This is a genomic window from Amycolatopsis dendrobii, assembly GCF_014145675.1.
Lineage (GTDB): Bacteria > Actinomycetota > Actinomycetes > Mycobacteriales > Pseudonocardiaceae > Amycolatopsis > Amycolatopsis dendrobii.
In genome coordinates this window covers 15,099-32,452 of record NZ_JACGZW010000028.1, presented here as the reverse complement: position 1 = coordinate 32,452, position 17,354 = coordinate 15,099, and the positions used below count along the sequence as shown (strand labels likewise).

The window sequence follows — 17,354 nt, the reverse complement described above, 5'->3', positions numbered from 1 at the left end:
TCTTCCGCAACGATCTGAACGCCGCATTGGGTGCATCTGATGCACCCAATGCGGCGTTCGGTGCGTCAGATGCACCCAATGCCACATTGGGGCGGTCCGGGCCCAGGGTCACGAGCGGAAGGCGGTCCGGTAAGCGCTGGGCGTAGTCGAACGCAGCCGCGAAAACTGGTGCCGCAACGCCGCCGCGGACGCATACCCGCACGCCGCCGCGATGTCTTCTACCGACAGAGAACCTTCCTCCAGCAGTGCTTGCGCCCGGTCGAGACGGCGTTCGGTCAGCCAGCGATGGGGCGTCGTCCCGGTGGCCGCGGAGAACCGGCGCAGGAACGTCCGCTCCCCCAATCCGCTGCGGCGGGCCAGCTCCGCGACGGTGAACGGCTGATCCAACCGCCGTTCCACCCATTCGAGCGCCTCGGCGACCACCGCGTCGTCCGGTGCGGCCGTCGCGGGCACCGGTGCCTGCACGAACTGCGCCTGTCCGCCCGCGCGATGCGGCGCGGCCACCATCCGCCGAGCCAACGCGGTAGCCGCCGCAACCCCACGCAACCGCCGCACGAGGTGCAGGCACAAATCCACTGCGGCAACCGTTCCGGCGCTGGTGAAGACGCCGTCGTCGTCCGCGTAGAGGGCTTGCGAGTCCACTTCCGCGGCGGGAAACAGGCGGCGGAATTCCGGTTCGTAGATCCAATGCACGGTGCAGCGGCGGCCGTCCAGAAGGCCCGCGTAGCCGAGCGAGAACACTCCCGCGCAGAACCCGGCCACCCACGCGCCGCGTTCCCGGGCCGCGCGCAAGGCGTCCAGCAACGGCTCCGGCGGCGGTGCCGTGCGCGGCGCTTGGGTGGGCACAATCACCAAATCCGCCGACGCCGCGAAGTCCAGATCGTGCAGTCCGGACAGGCCGAATCCGGACCAGCTGGCCACTTCCGCCCCGCCCGGCGAGCACACGCCGAAGTCCCAGCCGGGCATGCCGTCCGCGCTGCGGTCAGTGCCGAACACCTCGCACGCGACCCCCAGCTCGAACGGCGAAACCCGGTCCGCGAGCAGCACGGCGACCCGTTCTCCGTCCATGTCGCCCAGGATGTCACAAGTTTTGCGGTCATTGTCACCTCTGACACTGGTTGAGCGTCGCCGCTGCGACGAATCTGGGTCGCATGAAGAACCCCGAATCCCGCCCGGTCCTGCAGTGGTCCGCGGCGATGGCGTTGTCCGGCACGATCGGCGCGGTCGTGCTCGAAAGCGGCGCGGCCGCCCCGGCGGTGGCGTTCGCCCGCTGCCTCGTCGGCGGCGTCCTGCTGGTCGTGTGGTCCCTTGCCCGAGGCTGGTTCCGCGACTGGCGGCCGACCCGCCGCGACCTGCTGCTCGCCGTCGCCGGAGGACTGCTGCTGGTCGGCAACTGGGTGCTGCTGTTCGCGTCCTACTCGCTGTCGTCCATCGGCGTCAGCACTGTCGTCTACCACACCCAACCGCTGATCCTGGTCGGAATGGCGGCGGTGTTCCTCGGCGAGAAAGTCGGCCGTTCCCACCTCACGCGGGCGGGGGTGGCGTTCGCCGGAGTCGTGGTGATTTCCCTTTCCGCACAAGGGGATGACGGCCAACCCGTCCGGTTCGCCGGGATCGCGCTCGCGCTCGGCGCGGCCCTGCTCTACGCCGGTGCGTCCTTTATCGCGAAGCAGCTCAAGCACATCCGGCCGCATCTGCTCGCGGCCGTGCAGCTGACGGTCGGCGCGATCGTGCTCGCCCCCGCGCTGATCTTCACTCCGCTGCCGAGTTCAGCTCCTGGACTGCTGTGGCTCCTGCTCCTGGGCACGGTGCACACCGCGGTGATGTACGTGCTGATGTACGCCAGCATCGGCAAGCTGCCGACCACGACGGTGGCACTGCTGTCCTACCTGTACCCGGTGGTCGCGGTCGTCGTGGACATGCTGGCGTTCGGCCACCAGCTCACCTGGCCGGAGGGCCTGGGCATGCTGGCCGTGCTCGCCGCCGCGCTGGCTCCGCAGCGCGCCAAGCCGGATACGCGAAACGCCCGGCCGGGAGTTCCCAGCCGGGCGTCGCGGTGAAGCGGAAGAACTCAGTCGTGCTCGGGACCGGTGTGGTACTCGAACACCAGGCCGCCCACGGCGATGAGCAGGGCCACGATCGCCATCACGAGCAGCCAGATGTGGAAGAAGGCGAGGGCGAGGCCGGCCAGCCCGGCCGCCGCGGCCAGCGCGACCGGCCAGTAGCTGCCCGGGCTGAAGAAGCCCAGCTCGCCGGCGCCGTCGCTGATCTCGGCGTCCTCGCGGTCCTCCGGGCGCTCTTCGATCCGGCGGGACACGAACTGCATGTAGCTGCCGGCGAGGAACGCGAGGCCGCCGGTCAGGAACAGCGCGACGATGCCGACCGGCTCAGCCTTCTGGTCGGTGGTGAAGAGCGCGGTCATGACCCAGTAGACGGCGGTCATGAGGACGGCAAACCCCGCCACCATGTAGAAAATCCGGGCTTCGACCTTCATGGGATTGGTCCCCTGCTCCTTCTGGTTCGCCGTCAGTTGGACGCGGTGCGCGCGGTGCGGTCGGTGTTGAACGGCTTCGTGGTCACCGCGTACGGGCTGCACAGCTCGCCGCAGTTCATCGAAGCCAGCGCCTCGGACGCGGTGTTCGGCTTGCCGGTCTTCGGGTTCGTCTGGGTGCGCAGCTTGAGGTACTGGTCGTACTTGTCCGGGGACAAGGCCCGCACCTCGAAGTTCATCACCGAATGGTACGTCCCGCACAGCTCGGCGCAGCGGCCGACGAACGATCCCTCGCGGTCGATCGAGTTCTGGAACGAGCTGTCCTGGTTGTTCTTCTCCGGGTCCGGCATCACGTCGCGCTTGAAGTTGAACTCCGGGACCCAGAACGAGTGGATGACGTCCGTCGAGCGGAGCCGGTACTCGATGGTCTTGTTCGTCGGCAGCACGAGCAGCGGGATCTCGCCGGAGGAGCCGACGGTGCTCACCTGGGTGCCGTCGGCGCGCTTGGCGGCGTCGCCCTCGTACTTGAACTCCCAGTTCCACTGGAAGGCGATCACGTCGACCACGACGTCCGGGTTCGGCTTCTTGTCGAGGACCTTGCTCTCGGTCGTCGCGGTGAAGAAGAACAGCACGCAGACCATGATCGTCGGCAGGACGACCGTGAAGATCTCCAGCGGGATGTTGTACTGGAACTGCCGGGGCAGGTCCTCGGGGCCTTCGGCGGCCGCGCCCTTCTTCTTGCGGTGGAAGATCGCGGTCCAGAAGATCAGGGCCCACACGATCGCGCCGACGACGAGCGCGGCGACGACCGTCCACGTCCAGAGGGTGCGCATCTGGTCGGCCTGCGGCGTGACGCCCTTGGGCCAGCCGAAGCGGAGGATCTCGTCTCCCGAGCAGCCCGTCGCGGTCAGCGCCACCAGCACGGCCAGCGCGGCGACACGCCCGACCCGCTTACCCACCGGGGTGCGCTCTGGTTTTCCCACTGCGCCCTGCCCTTTCACCCAACAGGCCCTCTCACACCGGGCCTTCTTCGACCGATCTTCGTGACAGGCGGAGCCTAGCCGAGTTGGCCGCTCCCGCTGACCAAGGGGTGACCAGTTGCGCCACGCGTCACCCGCTTTCCGGGCGACGGGCCCCGCACCGGCATACTGGGCCCTTCCCCGGACCGGCCCGACCCTGAGGTGTGTGAGTACACGTGTGCGGCCTGCTTGGACTGATCTGCGCGACCGAAAACGACGCCTCGAACGCCCGTGAGAGCGTCGGCGCGGCGATGCGCTGCCAGCGCCACCGCGGCCCCGACGAGCAGGACACCTGGGCGGACGCCGAGGTCGTGTACGGCTTCAACCGGCTCGCCTTCATCGACGTCGACCACGCGCACCAGCCGCTGGTGTGGGGTCCGCCGGAGGCCCCGGGCCGGTATACGCTGAACTTCAACGGCGAGATCTACAACTACCGCGAACTGCGCGACGAGCTCGCCGAAAAATTCGGTGCGAAATTCGCCACTGAAGGCGACGGCGAGGCGATCGTCGCGGCTTATCACTACCTCGGGGACAAAGCGGTCGAAAAGCTGCGCGGCATGTTCGCGTTCCTGATCTGGGATTCGGCGGAAAAGGTCGTTTTCGGCGCGCGCGACCCGTTCGGGATCAAACCGCTCTACTACAGCGAAGGCCCCAAGGGCACCGCGTTCTCCAGCGAGAAGAAGAGCCTGCTGGAGCTGTCGGACACGCTCGGCGTCGCGCAGGAGCTGGACCGCACGGCTCTGCAGCACTACCTGGTCCTGCAGTACGTGCCCGAGCCGGAATCGCTGCACACCGCGATCCGCCGCGTCGAGTCCGGCACGTCGTTCCGGCTCTCGCCGGGCGGTAAGCCCGAGTTCACCCGCTACTTCCACCCGAAGTTCGCCGCGAAGCCGGTGAACGGCCCCGCCGAGGCCGAGGCGCTGTACGAGCGCATCGCCGATGTGATGCGCGACTCGGTCGGCAAGCACATGATCTCCGACCCGGACGTCACGGTCGGCGCGTTCCTCTCCGGCGGCATCGACTCCACCGCGACCGCGACGCTCGCCAAGGAGCACAACCCGAACCTCATCGCGTTCACCACCGGGTTCGAGCGCGAGGGCTACTCCGAGGTGGACGTGGCCGCGGAATCGGCCGCGGCGATCGGCGTGAAGCACGTGGTCCGCACGGTGTCGGCGGACGAGATGATGGAAGCGCTGCCGCTCATCGTCTGGTACCTGGACGACCCGGTCGCCGACCCGGCGCTGGTCCCGCTGTGGTTCATCGCGCGCGAGGCCCGCAAGCACGTGAAGGCGGTGCTCTCCGGCGAAGGCGCGGACGAGCTGTTCGGCGGCTACACGATCTACGGCGAGCCGATCTCGCTGGCCCCGTTCGAAAAAATCCCCGGCGGCGTGCGGAAACTGCTGGGCAAGGTGTCCACGAAGATCCCGGAGGGCACCCGGGGCAAGGACCTGCTGCGCCGCGGCGCGCTCCCGCTGGAAGACCGCTACTACGGCAACGCCCGCAACTTCCGCGACGAGCAGCTGCGCGCCGTGCTGCGGACCTACCAGGAAGGCGTCGGCTTCAAGGACGTCACCGCCCCTTGGTACGACGTGTCCCGCGGCTGGGACCCGGTGGCCCGCATGCAGCACGTGGATCTCTACACCTGGCTGCGCGGCGACATCCTGGTCAAGGCGGACAAGGTGACCATGGCGAACTCGCTGGAACTGCGGGTGCCGTTCCTCGACGCCGAGGTGTTCAAGGTCGCCGCGTCGATCCCGCTGGACCAGAAACTGGCCCACGGCACCACGAAGTACGCGCTTCGCCAGGCCCTGGCGAAGATCATCCCCGGCCACGTGCTGAACCGGAAGAAGCTGGGCTTCCCGGTCCCGATCCGGCTGTGGCTGCGCAACGAGATGTACGACTGGGCCCGCGGCATCATCAACGACTCGAAGACCGACGAACTCCTGGACAAGAACGCCGTCCTGCGCCTGCTGGACGAGCACAAGGAAGGCCAGCTGGACCGCAGCCGCCAGCTGTGGGCGCTGCTGGTCTTCATGCTGTGGCACGGCATCTTCGTGGAACACCGCATCAAGCCGGAAATCCCGGAACCGGCCTACCCGGTCAAGCTCTAGAGAAGTCCGTGAGGGGGACTCCCAGGGAATCAGATTCCCTGGGAGTCCCCCTCACGGCTCTGAACCCGGCACCGGCGCACGAGCCGCCCGAGACCCCTCAAGCAGGCAAAACCGCCGCGATCTCCTCAGCCGCCTCAGGTCCGAACGCTTCGCTCAACCGCGTCAACGCCTCAGCCCGCTCCAGCGTCCACTCCTGCGTCCCCACCGTCTCCAGCACCAAAACCGCGATCAAGCACCCCAACTGCGCGGCCCGCTCCAAACTGAGCCCGCCGTCGATCGCGGCAAGGAACCCGGCCCGGAACCCGTCCCCCACCCCAGTGGGATCAGCCTTCCCCCGCTCCGGCACGGCCCCGATCTGCAGCGCGGTCCCGTCCCGCCCGACGATCTCCACGCCCTTCTCCCCCAGCGTGGTGATCCTCAGCCCGACCCGCTCCAGAACGTCGGCCTCAGTCCAGCCGGTCTTCTGCAGCAGCAACTCCCACTCGTAGTCATTGCTGAACAGGTACTTGGCCCCCTCGACGAACGACCGCACCTGAGCCCCGTCCATCCGGGCCAGCTGCTGCGAGGGGTCAACCGCGAACGTGTACCCGCGCTGACGGCACTCCTGAGCATGCCGGACCATGCCCTCAGGATCATCCGGGCTGATCAGCACCAGCCCAAGCCCGCCGACCCGGTCCGAGATCGGCCCCATCTCGATGTTCCGGGACTCCGCCATCGCGCCCGCGTAGAACGTCGCGATCTGGCACATGTCCTCGTCGGTGGTGCACACGAAGCGCGCGGTGTGCGCGACCTCGGACACCAGCACGCCCGCGGTGTCCACGCCGTGCCGCTGCAGCCACGACTGGTAGTCCGCCCAGTCCTGGCCCACGGCTCCGACGAGCACCGGCTGCACGCCGAGCACGCCGAGGCCGAACGCGATGTTCGCGCCGATGCCGCCGCGGCGCACGACGAGGTCGTCGGCGAGGAAGCTCAGCGACACCCGGTGCAGCTGCTCGGCGACGAGCTGCTCGGCGAACCTCCCCGGGAAGTGCATCAGATGGTCCGTCGCGATGCTGCCGGACACGGCGATCCTGGGCTTGTCTGCCACCGGTTCTCCTCACGGGGTGGATGAGCTGTCGTTTTCGCGCCCTGACGCAAGTTACCCGCTGGTCATGACCCTTCCGGGTAGTTTCCGCGCCACGTTCCGACACTACCGGCCGGTACTCGTTTCCCGTTCAAGTCCGGCTGAATAGCGTGGCCGGAGTGAACCTCGCGACCGAACCGGAAACCCTCGGCGACCTGATCGCCGACTGCGCCCATCTCCCGTCCGCGCTGCAGCCTGAGCGCGCCGCTGACCAGGCCCGACTGCCCCGGCCGAGGGCCGCCCGGCCGTGGACGGTCGACGACGCCTGCCACGCGCAGGTCGCCGATCTCGACGCGTACGTCTGAGCCCTCGAACGCTCGGCAGCAGTTGAACGGCGTCCGCGCCGGAAAGACGAAAACGGGCCCCGGCGCACACGCGTCGGGGCCCGTTTTCCGGCTCTGGGCTCAGTGGAAGCTGTCGCCGCAGGCGCAGGAACCCGTGGCGTTCGGGTTGTCGATCGTGAAGCCCTGCTTCTCGATGGTGTCGACGAAGTCGATCACGGCCTCGGACACGTAAGGCGCGCTCATCCGGTCCACGGCGACCTGGAGGCCGTCGAAGTCGCGGAACAGGTCGCCGTCGAGCGTGCGCTCGTCGAAGAACAGCTGGTAGCGCAGGCCCGCACAGCCGCCGGGCTGCACGGCGATGCGCAGGTGCATGTCGTCGCGGCCCTCCTGTTCGAGCAGCGCCTTCGCCTTGGCGGCCGCGGCGTCGGTCAACGTCACGCCGTGGGTCTCCTCGGCGGTCTCGGCCGCAGCCGCACCGGTCTGCTCAGCGGTCGTCATGGCACTCCCTCTTTGGTCGAACTCGCTGCGGGTACATCTCGTGTCCTAGGCACAACACGGGACTCGCCCGATCTGTTCCCCTCCATCGTCGCATATGGAACGACCTGGTGAACAAAGCCGTGACGCCTGCAATACCCTGGTGAGGTGAGGTTCCTGCGCCGAAGCACCACTGACCCCGCCGCCGAAGAGTCCGCGGCCGAGACCGCCGTCGCCGATTCCCCGGCCGCGAACAAGTCGTACACGCCGGGAAAGGGCAAGGCGACGCCGAAGCGGCGCGAGGCCGAGGGACGCAAGCGCGGGCCGGTCGCGCCGCCGCCCACCTCGATGCGCGAGGCGATGAAGCGCAACAAGGAACTGCGCAAGGCCAACCCGGTCACCAAGGAAGAGCGCAAGGAAGCCGCCCGGCAGCGCCGCGAGCGGATGATGTCCGGCGACGACAAGTACCTGCCGCCGCGCGACAAGGGCCCGGTCAAGGCGTACGTGCGCGACCTGGTCGACTCCCGGCGCAACATCCTCGGCCTGTTCATGCCGCTGGCGATCCTGGTGTTCCTCGCACTGCTGGTGCCCGCGCCGGCGGTGCAGCAGTACATCACCCTGGTCTGCATGGCGATGCTGCTGGTCATGGCCATCGAGGGCTTCGTGAACGGCCGCAAGATCTCGAAGCTGGTCCGCGAGCGCTTCCCGAAGGAACCGGCGACGGCCACCCGAGGCGTCGGCTGGTACGCATTCGTCCGGGCGAGCCAGATCCGCAAGCTGCGGGTCCCGAAGCCGCGGCTGAAGGCCGGGGACCCGATCCCGAACTGAGCCGTGCGGCACACAGGTCGTTAGCCTCGCGAACGAAACGTTTACGCTGTCGGCATGGAGTTTCGACGTCTCGGCCGCAGCGGCCTCAACATCAGTGAGATCTCCTACGGCAACTGGCTGACCCACGGGTCCCAGGTCGAGGAGGACCAGGCGCAGGCCTGCATCAAGGCCGCGCTCGACGCGGGCATCACGACCTTCGACACGGCTGACGTCTACGCCAACACCGCGGCGGAGTCGGTGCTCGGGCGCGGGCTCAAGGGGCAGCGCCGGGAGAGCCTGGAGATCTTCACCAAGGTCTTCTGGCCGACCGGTCCGAAGGGCCCGAACGACAAGGGCCTCTCGCGCAAGCACATCATGGAGTCGGCCAACGCGTCGCTCAAGCGGCTCGGCACCGACTACGTCGACCTCTACCAGGCGCACCGGTTCGACCGCACGGTGCCGCTGGAAGAGACGATGCAGGCGTTCGCCGACCTGGTCCGCCAGGGCAAGGCGCTCTACATCGGCGTCTCGGAGTGGAATGCCGAGCAGATCTCCCGCGGCGCGGCGCTCGCCCGCGAGCTGAAGATCCCGTTCGTGTCGAACCAGCCGCAGTACTCGATGCTGTGGCGGGTCATCGAATCGCAGGTCGTGCCCGCTTCCGAGCGCGAGGGACTGAGCCAGATCGTCTGGTCGCCGGTGGCCCAAGGCGTGCTGACCGGCAAGTACAAGGTGGGCCAGCCGCTGCCCGCCGGTTCGCGCGCGACCGACGAGAACGGCGGCGCGAACATGGTCAAGCGCTTCCTCGACGAGAAGACCCTCACCGCGGTCGCGAAGCTGGAGCCGCTGGCGGCCGACGCCGGGCTGTCGATGGCGCAGCTCGCCGTCGCGTGGGTGCTGCAGAACCCGAACGTCGCGTCGGCGATCATCGGGGCCTCGCGGCCGGAGCAGGTGCACGACAACGTCAAGGCGGCGGGCGTCAAGCTGGAGCCGGAGCTGCTCACCGCGATCGACGAGGCGCTCGGCGACGTCGTGGTCACCGACCCGGCGCTCACCGTTTCCCCCTGATCACCGCAGCAGGAACCGCTCCGCCACCGCGAGGTCGTGCGGATAGGTGATCTTCACGTTCTCCGCGCTGCCGGGCACCCACCGCACCGGCAGCGCGGAGAACCGCTCCATGCACGAAGCCGTGTCGGTGCCCAGAAACCCTTCCGCGGCAGCCTGTTCGTAGGCCGCCAGCAGCGGCCGCGCCCGGAAGCCCTGCGGAGTCTGCACCCGGATCGCGCCCGGCAGCGGGCCCGCCACCTTGTCCGGTCCGGCCATCGAAACCACGTCGTCCGCGGCCAGGCCCGGCACCGCTCCCCCGTCTTCCCGGGTCCGCTCCAGCACCGCGGAGATCAGCTCCGGCGTCACCAGCGGGCGGGCCCCGTCGTGCAGCAGCACGGAATCCACTGTCCCGTCGGCGATCCGCGACGCGAGATGACGCAGCGCGTTCAGCTCGGAGGCCTGCCGCGTCGGGCCGCCGGGCACGATCTCCACCGGGACCGACAGCTCGGCCAGCACTTCTTCGACCAGCGACGCGTCCTCGGGCCGGATCACCAGCACCAGCACGCCGATCCCGGCCGCCGCGGCGAACGCATCCAGCGACCACGCCACCACCCGCCTGCCCGCGACCGGCAGGTAAACCTTGTTCAGCGCGGCCCCGACCCGAGTCCCCGCACCACTTGCCAGCACGACCCCGGCCGCCGTCGATTCCCGCACGCCGACCGACCCTAAGGGCCCTGCCCTCGCGGCGGTAGGTTGGGCGCCGGGACGCCCAGCGGCGAAAGGAAACCTGGCTGTGGACACCGGCGAAACGGGCATCGAGTTCGGCGAGATCGAACCGCCGAGCGACCAGGCCCGGTCGGGCGCGATCGCGCTGCACGACAAGCTCGTCAAACCGGCAGGCTCGCTCGGCAGGCTGGAAGAGCTGGGCGTCTGGATCGCTTCGTGCCAGGGCCAGGCCCCGCCGCGGCCGTTCACCCGTCCGCGCGTCGTCGTGTTCGCCGGCGATCACGGCATCGCGAAGAAGGGCGTCTCGGCGTATCCGCGGGAGGTCACGTCGCAGCTCGTCGGCACCATGCTGACCGGCGGCGCGGCGATCAACGTGCTCGCCGCGGCGGCGGGCGCGGGCGTGCGCGTGGTCGACATGGCCGTGGACACCGAGGAATCCGCGATGCGGTCGATCGGCGAGTTCAAGGTGCGCCGCGGTTCCGGTTCGATCGACGTCGAGGACGCGCTCACCGACGCCGAGGTGCGCGCCGCGGTGAACGCCGGCCGCAAGATCGCCGACGCGGAGGTCGACGGCGGCGCGGACCTGCTGATCGCGGGAGACCTGGGAATCGGCAACAGCACCCCGGCGTCGGTGCTGGTCGCGGCGCTGACCGGCAGCGAACCGGTCGCCGTGGTCGGCCGGGGTTCGGGCATCGACGACAACACCTGGATGCGCAAGGCCGCCGCGGTCCGCGACGCGCTGCGCCGGGCTCGCGCGGTGCTGGCCGACCCGCTCGCGCTGCTGCGGACGTCCTCGGGGGCCGATATCGCCGCGATGACAGGCTTTCTCGCGCAGGCAGCGGTCCGCCGCACGCCGGTGGTGCTCGACGGGCTCGTGGTCTGCTCCGCCGCGCTCGTCGCCGAAGAACTCGCGCCCGGCGCGCGCCGCTGGTGGATGTCCGGGCAGCTGACCGGCGAACCCGCGCACGCGCTCGCGTTGGAGCAACTGGACCTGGGCGCGCTGCTCGACCTCGACGTCCGGCTCGGCGAAGGCACCGGCGCGGTCACCGCGTTGCCGCTGCTGATGATGGCCAGCCGCGTGCTCGCCGAGATGACCACCCACGAGCAATCCGGCGTCTCCGGCCCGCTCACGTCCTGAAAGCCGGGAAGGGCTCCTTGCGGGAATCAGATTCCCGCAAGGAGCCCTTCCCGGACAGCCGGCTTCAGCTGAGCGGGATCATCCAGCCCGCGGGGGCCGGACGGGTGCCCTCCTGGATTCCGACGAGCTGCTCGCGCAGGCTCATCGTGACCGAGCCCGGCTGCCCGCCGGAGATCGAGAACTCGCCGCCGCCGTGCTTCACGTGGCCGACCGGCGTGATGACCGCCGCCGTGCCGCACGCGAACACCTCGGTCAGCTCGCCCGAGGCGGCCGCCTTCTCCCATTCGTCGGTGGAGATCCGGCGCTCCTCGACCTTGTGCCCGGCGTCCTTCGCCAGCTGCAGCAACGACTTCCGGGTGACGCCCGGCAGCAGCGAACCGGTCAGCTCCGGGGTGACCACGCGGACGTCGTCGCCCGAGCCGAAGACGAAGAACAGGTTCATCCCGCCCATTTCCTCGACCCAGCGGCGCTCGACCGCGTCCAGCCACACCACCTGGTCGCAGCCCTTTTCCACGGCCTGCGCCTGCGCCACGAAGGACGCCGCGTAGTTGCCGGCGCACTTCGCCGCGCCGGTGCCGCCGGGGGCCGCGCGCACGTACTCGGTGGACAGCCACACGCTGACCGGCTTCACGCCGCCGCTGAAGTACGAACCGGCGGGCGAGGCGATCACGGCGAAGACGTACTCGTCGGCCGGGCTGTTCACGCCGAGGCCCGCCGAGGTGGAGATCATGAACGGGCGCAGGTACAGGGAATCGCCCTGGCGGGTCGGCACCCAGCGCTCGTCGACGGCGATCAGCTCGCGCAGCGAGTCGACGAAGGTCTCCACCGGCAGCTGCGGCATCGCGAGCCGCTCGGCGGATTCGCGGAACCGCTGCGCGTTGGCGTCCGGCCGGAACGCGGCGATCGTGCCGTCGGGCTGGCGGTAGGCCTTGAGGCCCTCGAAGATCGCCTGCCCGTAGTGCAGCACGGACGTGGCCGGGTCGAGGGAGAACGGTTCGTACGGCCCGACCTTGGCGTCGTGCCAGCCCTTCTCGGTGCTGTAGCGCACGGTGACCATGTGGTCGGTGAAGTGCGTGCCGAACCCCGGCTTGGCAAGTACCTCGGCGACGCGTTCAGCACTCGCGGGGCTCGGGTTCGGAACGTGAGTGAACTGCGTCGCTGTTGTCATGCTTAGACAATAACGCTTGGTCGGAAGCACGTTAGTCGGAAGTCCTGTGGTTTTACTCGCTGCACCGGCCCCCGCTCGCAGCGTCACCCCACTACGATGGACGCCGTGAGCACTCAACCAGCACGCCAAGCCGGGCCCGGGGCCGGGCCGGACGTCAAGACCTTCGGCACCGCTGCCCTGCTGACCTTCGGCGCGGGACTGCTCGGGATGGTCGGCTGGGGCCTGCTTTCGAGCGGGTTCGGCTTCTTCCTCGGCCTGGTCGTCGCCGGATTCGGCATCTACTGGTGGAAGAACCTGCACGGCAAGGTGATCACGAAGAACCTGCCGACCAAATCCGTGGTGATCCTGCTCGTCGTCAACATCGTGCTGTTCATCGCACTGGTCCTGCTGGCCCAGTAGGTCAGCACAGCCCGGCGGGCAGCGCGGGGGCGGGCCAGCCCGGGTCCGGGCGGAAATCGGTGTGCGTGCCGTCGAACGGATACGCGCCCCGCTCGGCCAGCGCGCCCATCCGTTCGCCTTCCGCGCGCAGCTTGTCGAGTTCGGCGGCGGTAAGCCGCCCGGCCTCGACGGCTGCCTCCGCTTCGTCCTCGTCCTTCCACTGCCAGCCCGCGCCCGGCGTCACGACCAGGTCGAGGATGCCGTCGATCCGGTCCGGCCCGGTTTCGGTGCGGCCGCGCGGGACCTCGAGGTTCACGTACCAGTCGCGGAACCGGCCGTCCGCCTCGAAAAACCACCACACCGACGACCAGGCCCGGTCGGGGATCAGCCGCAGCGTCGAGGTGCCGTGCCAGATGTCCGGCACGCGGACGCGCGGCTCGCGAAACCGTTGTTCCAGCGGCGCTTCCCGCAGCGACCGGCCGTCCGCGAGCCTGCTGCCGACGATCGGCGTGCCGAGCGGGAGCCAGCCGAGCAGCGTCTCGCCGTCGTCGGAGAGCACGCGCAGCGGATGATGCTGGCCGATGCTGCCGTCCGGGCGGACGAAACGTTCGACGACTGTCTGTCCCGGCGCCCAGCGGTGCTCAGTCATGGACGCCACGGTAGCGGCGGATCCGCACCCGCAGCAGCAGTTCCGCGACCGCGGCGAGCCCGGCCACGAGCAGCGCCGCCGACAGCGGAACGAACGCCGCGGCGGCCGCTGCCAGCACCGCGGCCGCCGCGACCGGAGCCCCGCCGGACGACGCAAACCGCTGTCGCGCACCGACGAAAGTCGTGAATGCCGAGGGAAGAGTCGCCAGCACTGCGATCACCGTCAGCAACGGCTGGAGCTGTCCGGCGTCCGCGGCGGACAGCAGGTCCCGCATCGCGGTCCCGGACAATCCGAGCCGGACCGGACCCAGCTGCAGCAGCGTCACCGCGGTGACCGCGACCGCGGCGAGGCTCAGAACGATCGCACGTCCGGTGCTCCGCTCCCCCGGTTCCGGAATCAGGAACGGCAGCAGGAACAACGCCGCGACGACGATCCCGGCCGCGTCCGGAGTCCCGATTCCGCCCGTTTGCGGCACCGGAGCGACTGCGAGACACATCGCCACCAGCACCGCCGCGGCGGCCAGCAGCACGCCCAGCAGCCACTTGACCAGCAGATCCGGCAACCGGAGCCCAGCGAAGTCCGCCGCGGCGACGAACACCACCAGCGCGGCGGCGGCGTATCCGGGCTGCACCGGGAACACGTACGCGCCGAAGGCCTGCGCGAGCACGACGATCTGCGCCAGCCGGGATAATCCGCCGGCGATCCGGGCAGCCGGATCGTCGCCGAGCGCGGGCAGCCGGGAGCCTCCGATCGCGGCCAGCGCGGCGAGCACAACCCCGCCGAGCACCCAATATCCGGCTCCGGCGGCACCGGCCGCCAGCGTCACCAGGAGTGCTCCCGCGAGCCGCACCGCGATCCCCCTTCCCCCGTCCGGATGGCTTTGTCATTAGCATGGCTCACGATCGACCGGGCAGATCGCCCGGCACCACCGCGACGTCGCGAGGAGCCAGAAGTGACCGTGCCGAAGCTTGCCCTCTCCGAGAACACGGGTGCGGCATTGGGCAAGACCCGCGCCGACGTCGTCGTGATCGGCACCGTCCAGGGCGAGGACGGCCTCGAGCTCGCCGCGGGCGCGGAGGTCGCCGACGCGGCGTTCGACGGCAAGCTCGCCGAGGTGCTGGGCACGCTCGGCGCGACCGGCAAGGCCGAGGAGATCGTGAAGCTGCCGACGCTGGGCAAGCTGCCCGCGGGCGTCGTGCTGGCGGTCGGCCTCGGCAAGCCGAAGGACCGGGAGATCACCGCCGAGCAGGTGCGCCGCGCGGCCGGCGCCGCGGCCCGTGCGCTGAACGGCACCGAGCGGGCGTTCGTCACGCTGTCGGCCGTCGACCTGCACGCCGCCACCGAAGGCATCGCGCTGGGCGCGTACGTCTTCACCGAGTACCGCTCGGAGAAGGGCGACGGCCCGCTGGCGAAGGCCGACCTGGTCAGCCCGGCCGAGGGCACCGCGCGCGAGCACAAGGCCACGCTGAAGGCGGCCGGGTTCATCGCCGAGTCGGTGATCATCGCCCGCGACCTGATCAACACCCCGCCGAACGACCTGTTCCCGGCGTCCTTCGCCGACCGCGCGAAGAAGCTCGCCGACGCGAACGGCCTCGAGTTCGAGGTGCTCGACGAGAAGGTCCTCAAGCGCAAGGGCTTCGGCGGCATCCTCGGCGTCGGCGGCGGTTCGTCGCGGCCGCCGCGCCTGCTGCGGGTCAGCTGGAAGCCGGCGAAGGCGCGCAAGAAGGTCGCGCTGGTCGGCAAGGGCATCACCTTCGACTCGGGCGGCATCTCGCTCAAGCCCGCCGCGAACATGGACCACATGACCTCCGACATGTCGGGCGCGGCCGCCGTGCTCGCGTCGGTCGTGCTGGCCGCGAAGCTGAAGTACCCGCTCGAGGTCACCGCGCACATCCCGCTGGCGGAGAACCTGCCTTCGGCCACCTCCTACCGTCCCGGCGACGTGCTGACCATGTACGGCGGCAAGACCGTCGAGGTGCTCAACACCGACGCCGAGGGACGGCTCGTGCTGGCCGACGCGATCGTGCGCGCGGCCGAGGAGAACCCGGACTACCTGATCGAGACCGCCACGCTGACCGGCGCGCAGGTGGTGGCGCTGGGCAACCGGATCTCCGGCGTGATGGGCTCGGACGAGTTCCGCGACCGCGTCGCGAGCATCATGCAGGCCACCGGCGAGGGCGGCTGGGCGATGCCGCTTCCCGACGAACTGCGCGGCGACCTCGACTCGCGCCTCGCGGACATCGCGAACGTCACCGGCCAGCGCTGGGCGGGCATGCTCGTCGCGGGCGTGTTCCTGCGCGAGTTCGTGCCCGCGGACCTGCCGTGGGCGCACCTTGACGTCGCGGGTCCGGCCTTCAACTCGGGCGGCCCGTGGGGCTACACCGGCAAGGGCGGCACCGGCGTCCCGGTCCGCACCATCGCCGCGGTGCTGGCGGACATCGCCGAGCAGGGCTGACGTTGTGCCGGAGGCCCCGCACCACGCCCGGTGCGGGGCCTCCGTCGTGTCCGGGCCTTTGTGGCACGCTCGCGTTCATGCAGCGCGACGACTACCTCGAAACCGCCGTCCGCGACGTGCTCACCGCCGACGAGGCCGCCGCTGACCGCAGGATCGGCCACGCCGCGCTCCTCCTGGCGACCGCGGGCGCGTCCGACGCCGCGGACCGCCTTGTCACGCAATGGCACGCGGTGACCGGCCGCCCGACCTCCGTGCTCGCCGACGACGCGGTCCGCGCCCGCGCCTGGGCGATGCTCTTCGAGGCGCGCGGCGACCGTCCACAATGGGCAGACGCACTCGTCCCGCTCGATCTGGACGCGGAAGAACAAGCCCACCAAGCCTTCCTCGCCCGCCGAGCGTCCGATTTGGACGGTCTCTTCGACGGTTCGCCAGTCGCGGGCGCAGTCTCCGCGATCGCCCCTAAGCGCCCCGATCCGGTACGCGACGCACTAGCCGCAGCCGACCTCGACGCGTGGGCCGCCCTAGCCGAAAACCATCCCAACCCGGACGTCGCGACACTCGCCGCCACCCGCCCGCTCGCCGCCCGGCTGGTCGAGGGAGCGGACCCTCTCGACCTCGGCAAGGAATGGCCGGACCAATGCGCGGGCGCGCTGATCGCCGCACTGCGCGAACGCCATCCGACCGGCCCGGCCAGCCTCCCGGACCTGGTCGCGGCGATCCTCCGGCTGCGCGGGCAACGCGCCCCCGCCCCGGCCTCTCCCGCCGATCTCGCCGCCACCGAACAACGCCTGGGCTTCCGCCTGCCCGACGACTACCGCGAGTTCCTGACCCTCGCGGACGGATTGCCCGCCGACGTGGTGTTCCCACGCCTGCTCCCCGCCCGCGAACTGCGCGCCGACGGAACCGTCCTGATCGTCTCCGACCCCGCGACCGTCCTGCTCACCCACACCGGCGACAGCTGGCGAGCAGTCGAAGTGGACCTCACGTACGGCAGCACCGCATACGACTCGTTTCGCGCGCTGCTGGAACACCACCGCCGCCTGCTGGAGGCAAGCGCCTGACCCGGCTGAACGCTGAAGTACGCGAGGAAACCCTCACGTACCCAGCTTCCCTCACGCCCCACCCGCCAGCCACCCCCGGCACCCCCGGCGCTCACCCAATGCGGCATTGGTTGCGTCGCACGCACCGAACGCCACATTGGGTGCATCTGACGCACCCAATGCCACATTGGGGCGCTAGCCCCCACCACCTACGACACCGCAGCCGACGCACCCAACCATCGAGGCACCCAGCCCCTCCCCCGCACCCCGATACGAAGCCGCCCTGCGGTTCGGGGGTGCTTGTCAAGGCATCTTTCCCGCCTTGACAAGCACCCCCGAACCGTCAGCACAATGGGCTAACGGGGTGCCCCACGCACCACCCGGGTGCAATGTCGCCGCCAGGCGACGAGCCACCCCCAAAGATCCACAAGGATCCAGCACCCCGGC

18 protein-coding genes are annotated in these 17,354 nt (G+C 69.9%); 9 read left to right on the top strand and 9 right to left on the bottom strand.

Annotated elements, in window-relative coordinates; all coding sequences use genetic code 11:
• Positions 1-108 precede the first annotated feature (108 nt).
• Positions 109-1,068 (bottom strand): GlxA family transcriptional regulator, encoded by a 960-nt coding sequence (locus H4281_RS44355; RefSeq protein ID WP_182896837.1) that lies wholly within the window; start codon positions 1,066-1,068, stop codon positions 109-111.
• 83 nt (positions 1,069-1,151) lie between these two features.
• Here H4281_RS44355 and H4281_RS44350 point away from each other — a divergent pair, with 83 nt between their 5' ends.
• Complete coding sequence (locus H4281_RS44350; RefSeq protein WP_182896836.1) at positions 1,152-2,060, top strand: DMT family transporter; 909 nt, start codon at positions 1,152-1,154, stop codon at positions 2,058-2,060.
• A gap of 11 nt (positions 2,061-2,071) precedes the next feature.
• On the opposite strand, the gene H4281_RS44345 is transcribed toward H4281_RS44350, so the two are convergent.
• Positions 2,072-2,494, bottom strand: coding sequence for a cytochrome c oxidase subunit 4 (locus H4281_RS44345; RefSeq protein ID WP_037809532.1), 423 nt, complete (start codon positions 2,492-2,494; stop codon positions 2,072-2,074).
• A 32-nt stretch (positions 2,495-2,526) separates the two neighbouring features.
• Positions 2,527-3,474 (bottom strand): aa3-type cytochrome oxidase subunit II, encoded by a 948-nt coding sequence (ctaC, locus tag H4281_RS44340; protein WP_182896835.1) that lies wholly within the window; start codon positions 3,472-3,474, stop codon positions 2,527-2,529.
• 212 nt (positions 3,475-3,686) lie between these two features.
• Between ctaC and asnB the strand changes: the two genes are divergently transcribed.
• Entirely contained in the window at positions 3,687-5,621 is a 1,935-nt protein-coding gene (gene asnB / locus H4281_RS44335; protein WP_182896834.1) for an asparagine synthase (glutamine-hydrolyzing), read from the top strand.
• Positions 5,622-5,718: 97 nt separating this feature from the next.
• Here the strand turns inward: asnB and H4281_RS44330 are convergent, their stop codons facing one another.
• A complete protein-coding gene (locus tag H4281_RS44330) occupies positions 5,719-6,708 on the bottom strand; it encodes a carbohydrate kinase family protein (RefSeq protein ID WP_182896833.1) in 990 nt (329 codons plus the stop codon).
• A gap of 155 nt (positions 6,709-6,863) precedes the next feature.
• On the opposite strand from H4281_RS44330, the gene H4281_RS44325 reads away from it, so the two are divergent.
• Entirely contained in the window at positions 6,864-7,049 is a 186-nt protein-coding gene (locus H4281_RS44325; protein WP_182896832.1) for a hypothetical protein, read from the top strand.
• A 99-nt stretch (positions 7,050-7,148) separates the two neighbouring features.
• Here H4281_RS44325 and H4281_RS44320 read toward each other — a convergent pair whose 3' ends face one another.
• Positions 7,149-7,526, bottom strand: coding sequence for a HesB/IscA family protein (locus tag H4281_RS44320; RefSeq protein ID WP_037809530.1), 378 nt, complete (start codon positions 7,524-7,526; stop codon positions 7,149-7,151).
• A gap of 144 nt (positions 7,527-7,670) precedes the next feature.
• Between H4281_RS44320 and H4281_RS44315 the strand changes: the two genes are divergently transcribed.
• Positions 7,671-8,330 (top strand): DUF3043 domain-containing protein, encoded by a 660-nt coding sequence (locus H4281_RS44315; RefSeq protein ID WP_182896831.1) that lies wholly within the window; start codon positions 7,671-7,673, stop codon positions 8,328-8,330.
• Between the two features lie 54 nt (positions 8,331-8,384).
• A complete protein-coding gene (locus H4281_RS44310) occupies positions 8,385-9,374 on the top strand; it encodes an aldo/keto reductase family protein (RefSeq protein ID WP_182896830.1) in 990 nt (329 codons plus the stop codon).
• On the opposite strand, the gene H4281_RS44305 is transcribed toward H4281_RS44310, so the two are convergent.
• Positions 9,375-10,067 carry an IspD/TarI family cytidylyltransferase gene (locus H4281_RS44305; RefSeq protein ID WP_182896829.1) on the bottom strand — a complete coding sequence of 231 codons (693 nt, stop codon included), beginning with the start codon at positions 10,065-10,067 and terminating at the stop codon, positions 9,375-9,377.
• A 79-nt stretch (positions 10,068-10,146) separates the two neighbouring features.
• Between H4281_RS44305 and cobT the strand changes: the two genes are divergently transcribed.
• Positions 10,147-11,217 (top strand): nicotinate-nucleotide--dimethylbenzimidazole phosphoribosyltransferase, encoded by a 1,071-nt coding sequence (gene cobT / locus H4281_RS44300; RefSeq protein ID WP_182896828.1) that lies wholly within the window; start codon positions 10,147-10,149, stop codon positions 11,215-11,217.
• 64 nt (positions 11,218-11,281) lie between these two features.
• Here cobT and H4281_RS44295 read toward each other — a convergent pair whose 3' ends face one another.
• The gene (locus H4281_RS44295) at positions 11,282-12,385 is read right to left on the bottom strand and encodes a branched-chain amino acid aminotransferase (RefSeq protein WP_182896827.1); all 1,104 of its coding nucleotides are present in this window, start codon (positions 12,383-12,385) and stop codon (positions 11,282-11,284) included.
• 96 nt (positions 12,386-12,481) lie between these two features.
• Between H4281_RS44295 and H4281_RS44290 the strand changes: the two genes are divergently transcribed.
• Positions 12,482-12,784 (top strand): hypothetical protein, encoded by a 303-nt coding sequence (locus H4281_RS44290; RefSeq protein ID WP_043827642.1) that lies wholly within the window; start codon positions 12,482-12,484, stop codon positions 12,782-12,784.
• Between the two features lies 1 nt (position 12,785).
• Here the strand turns inward: H4281_RS44290 and H4281_RS44285 are convergent, their stop codons facing one another.
• Positions 12,786-13,412 carry a ribonuclease FAU-1 family protein gene (locus H4281_RS44285; protein WP_182896826.1) on the bottom strand — a complete coding sequence of 209 codons (627 nt, stop codon included), beginning with the start codon at positions 13,410-13,412 and terminating at the stop codon, positions 12,786-12,788.
• Positions 13,405-14,262: a sulfatase gene (locus H4281_RS44280; RefSeq protein ID WP_182896825.1), complete on the bottom strand. Its 858-nt coding sequence runs from the start codon at positions 14,260-14,262 to the stop codon at positions 13,405-13,407. The genes H4281_RS44285 and H4281_RS44280 overlap by 8 nt, the downstream gene beginning before the upstream one ends.
• A 102-nt stretch (positions 14,263-14,364) precedes the next feature.
• Here H4281_RS44280 and H4281_RS44275 point away from each other — a divergent pair, with 102 nt between their 5' ends.
• Both H4281_RS44275 and H4281_RS44270 read left to right on the top strand, forming a co-directional pair.
• Positions 14,365-15,867 (top strand): leucyl aminopeptidase, encoded by a 1,503-nt coding sequence (locus H4281_RS44275; RefSeq protein ID WP_182896824.1) that lies wholly within the window; start codon positions 14,365-14,367, stop codon positions 15,865-15,867.
• 77 nt (positions 15,868-15,944) lie between these two features.
• Positions 15,945-16,928 carry an SMI1/KNR4 family protein gene (locus H4281_RS44270; protein ID WP_182896823.1) on the top strand — a complete coding sequence of 328 codons (984 nt, stop codon included), beginning with the start codon at positions 15,945-15,947 and terminating at the stop codon, positions 16,926-16,928.
• Positions 16,929-17,354: the final 426 nt, after the last annotated feature.

Excerpts from the sequence above, each read along its gene's own strand:
- H4281_RS44345 (WP_037809532.1), bottom strand. The coding sequence starts at position 2,494 with ATGAAGGTCGAAGCCCGGATTTTCTACATGGTGGCGGGGTTTGCCGTC.
- H4281_RS44310 (WP_182896830.1), top strand. The coding sequence starts at position 8,385 with ATGGAGTTTCGACGTCTCGGCCGCAGCGGCCTCAACATCAGTGAGATC.
- H4281_RS44290 (WP_043827642.1), top strand. The coding sequence starts at position 12,482 with ATGGACGCCGTGAGCACTCAACCAGCACGCCAAGCCGGGCCCGGGGCC.
- H4281_RS44320 (WP_037809530.1), bottom strand. The coding sequence starts at position 7,526 with ATGACGACCGCTGAGCAGACCGGTGCGGCTGCGGCCGAGACCGCCGAG.
- H4281_RS44350 (WP_182896836.1), top strand. The coding sequence starts at position 1,152 with ATGAAGAACCCCGAATCCCGCCCGGTCCTGCAGTGGTCCGCGGCGATG.
- H4281_RS44355 (WP_182896837.1), bottom strand. The coding sequence starts at position 1,068 with ATGGACGGAGAACGGGTCGCCGTGCTGCTCGCGGACCGGGTTTCGCCG.
- H4281_RS44285 (WP_182896826.1), bottom strand. The coding sequence starts at position 13,412 with ATGACTGAGCACCGCTGGGCGCCGGGACAGACAGTCGTCGAACGTTTC.
- H4281_RS44270 (WP_182896823.1), top strand. The coding sequence starts at position 15,945 with ATGCAGCGCGACGACTACCTCGAAACCGCCGTCCGCGACGTGCTCACC.
- H4281_RS44295 (WP_182896827.1), bottom strand. The coding sequence starts at position 12,385 with ATGACAACAGCGACGCAGTTCACTCACGTTCCGAACCCGAGCCCCGCG.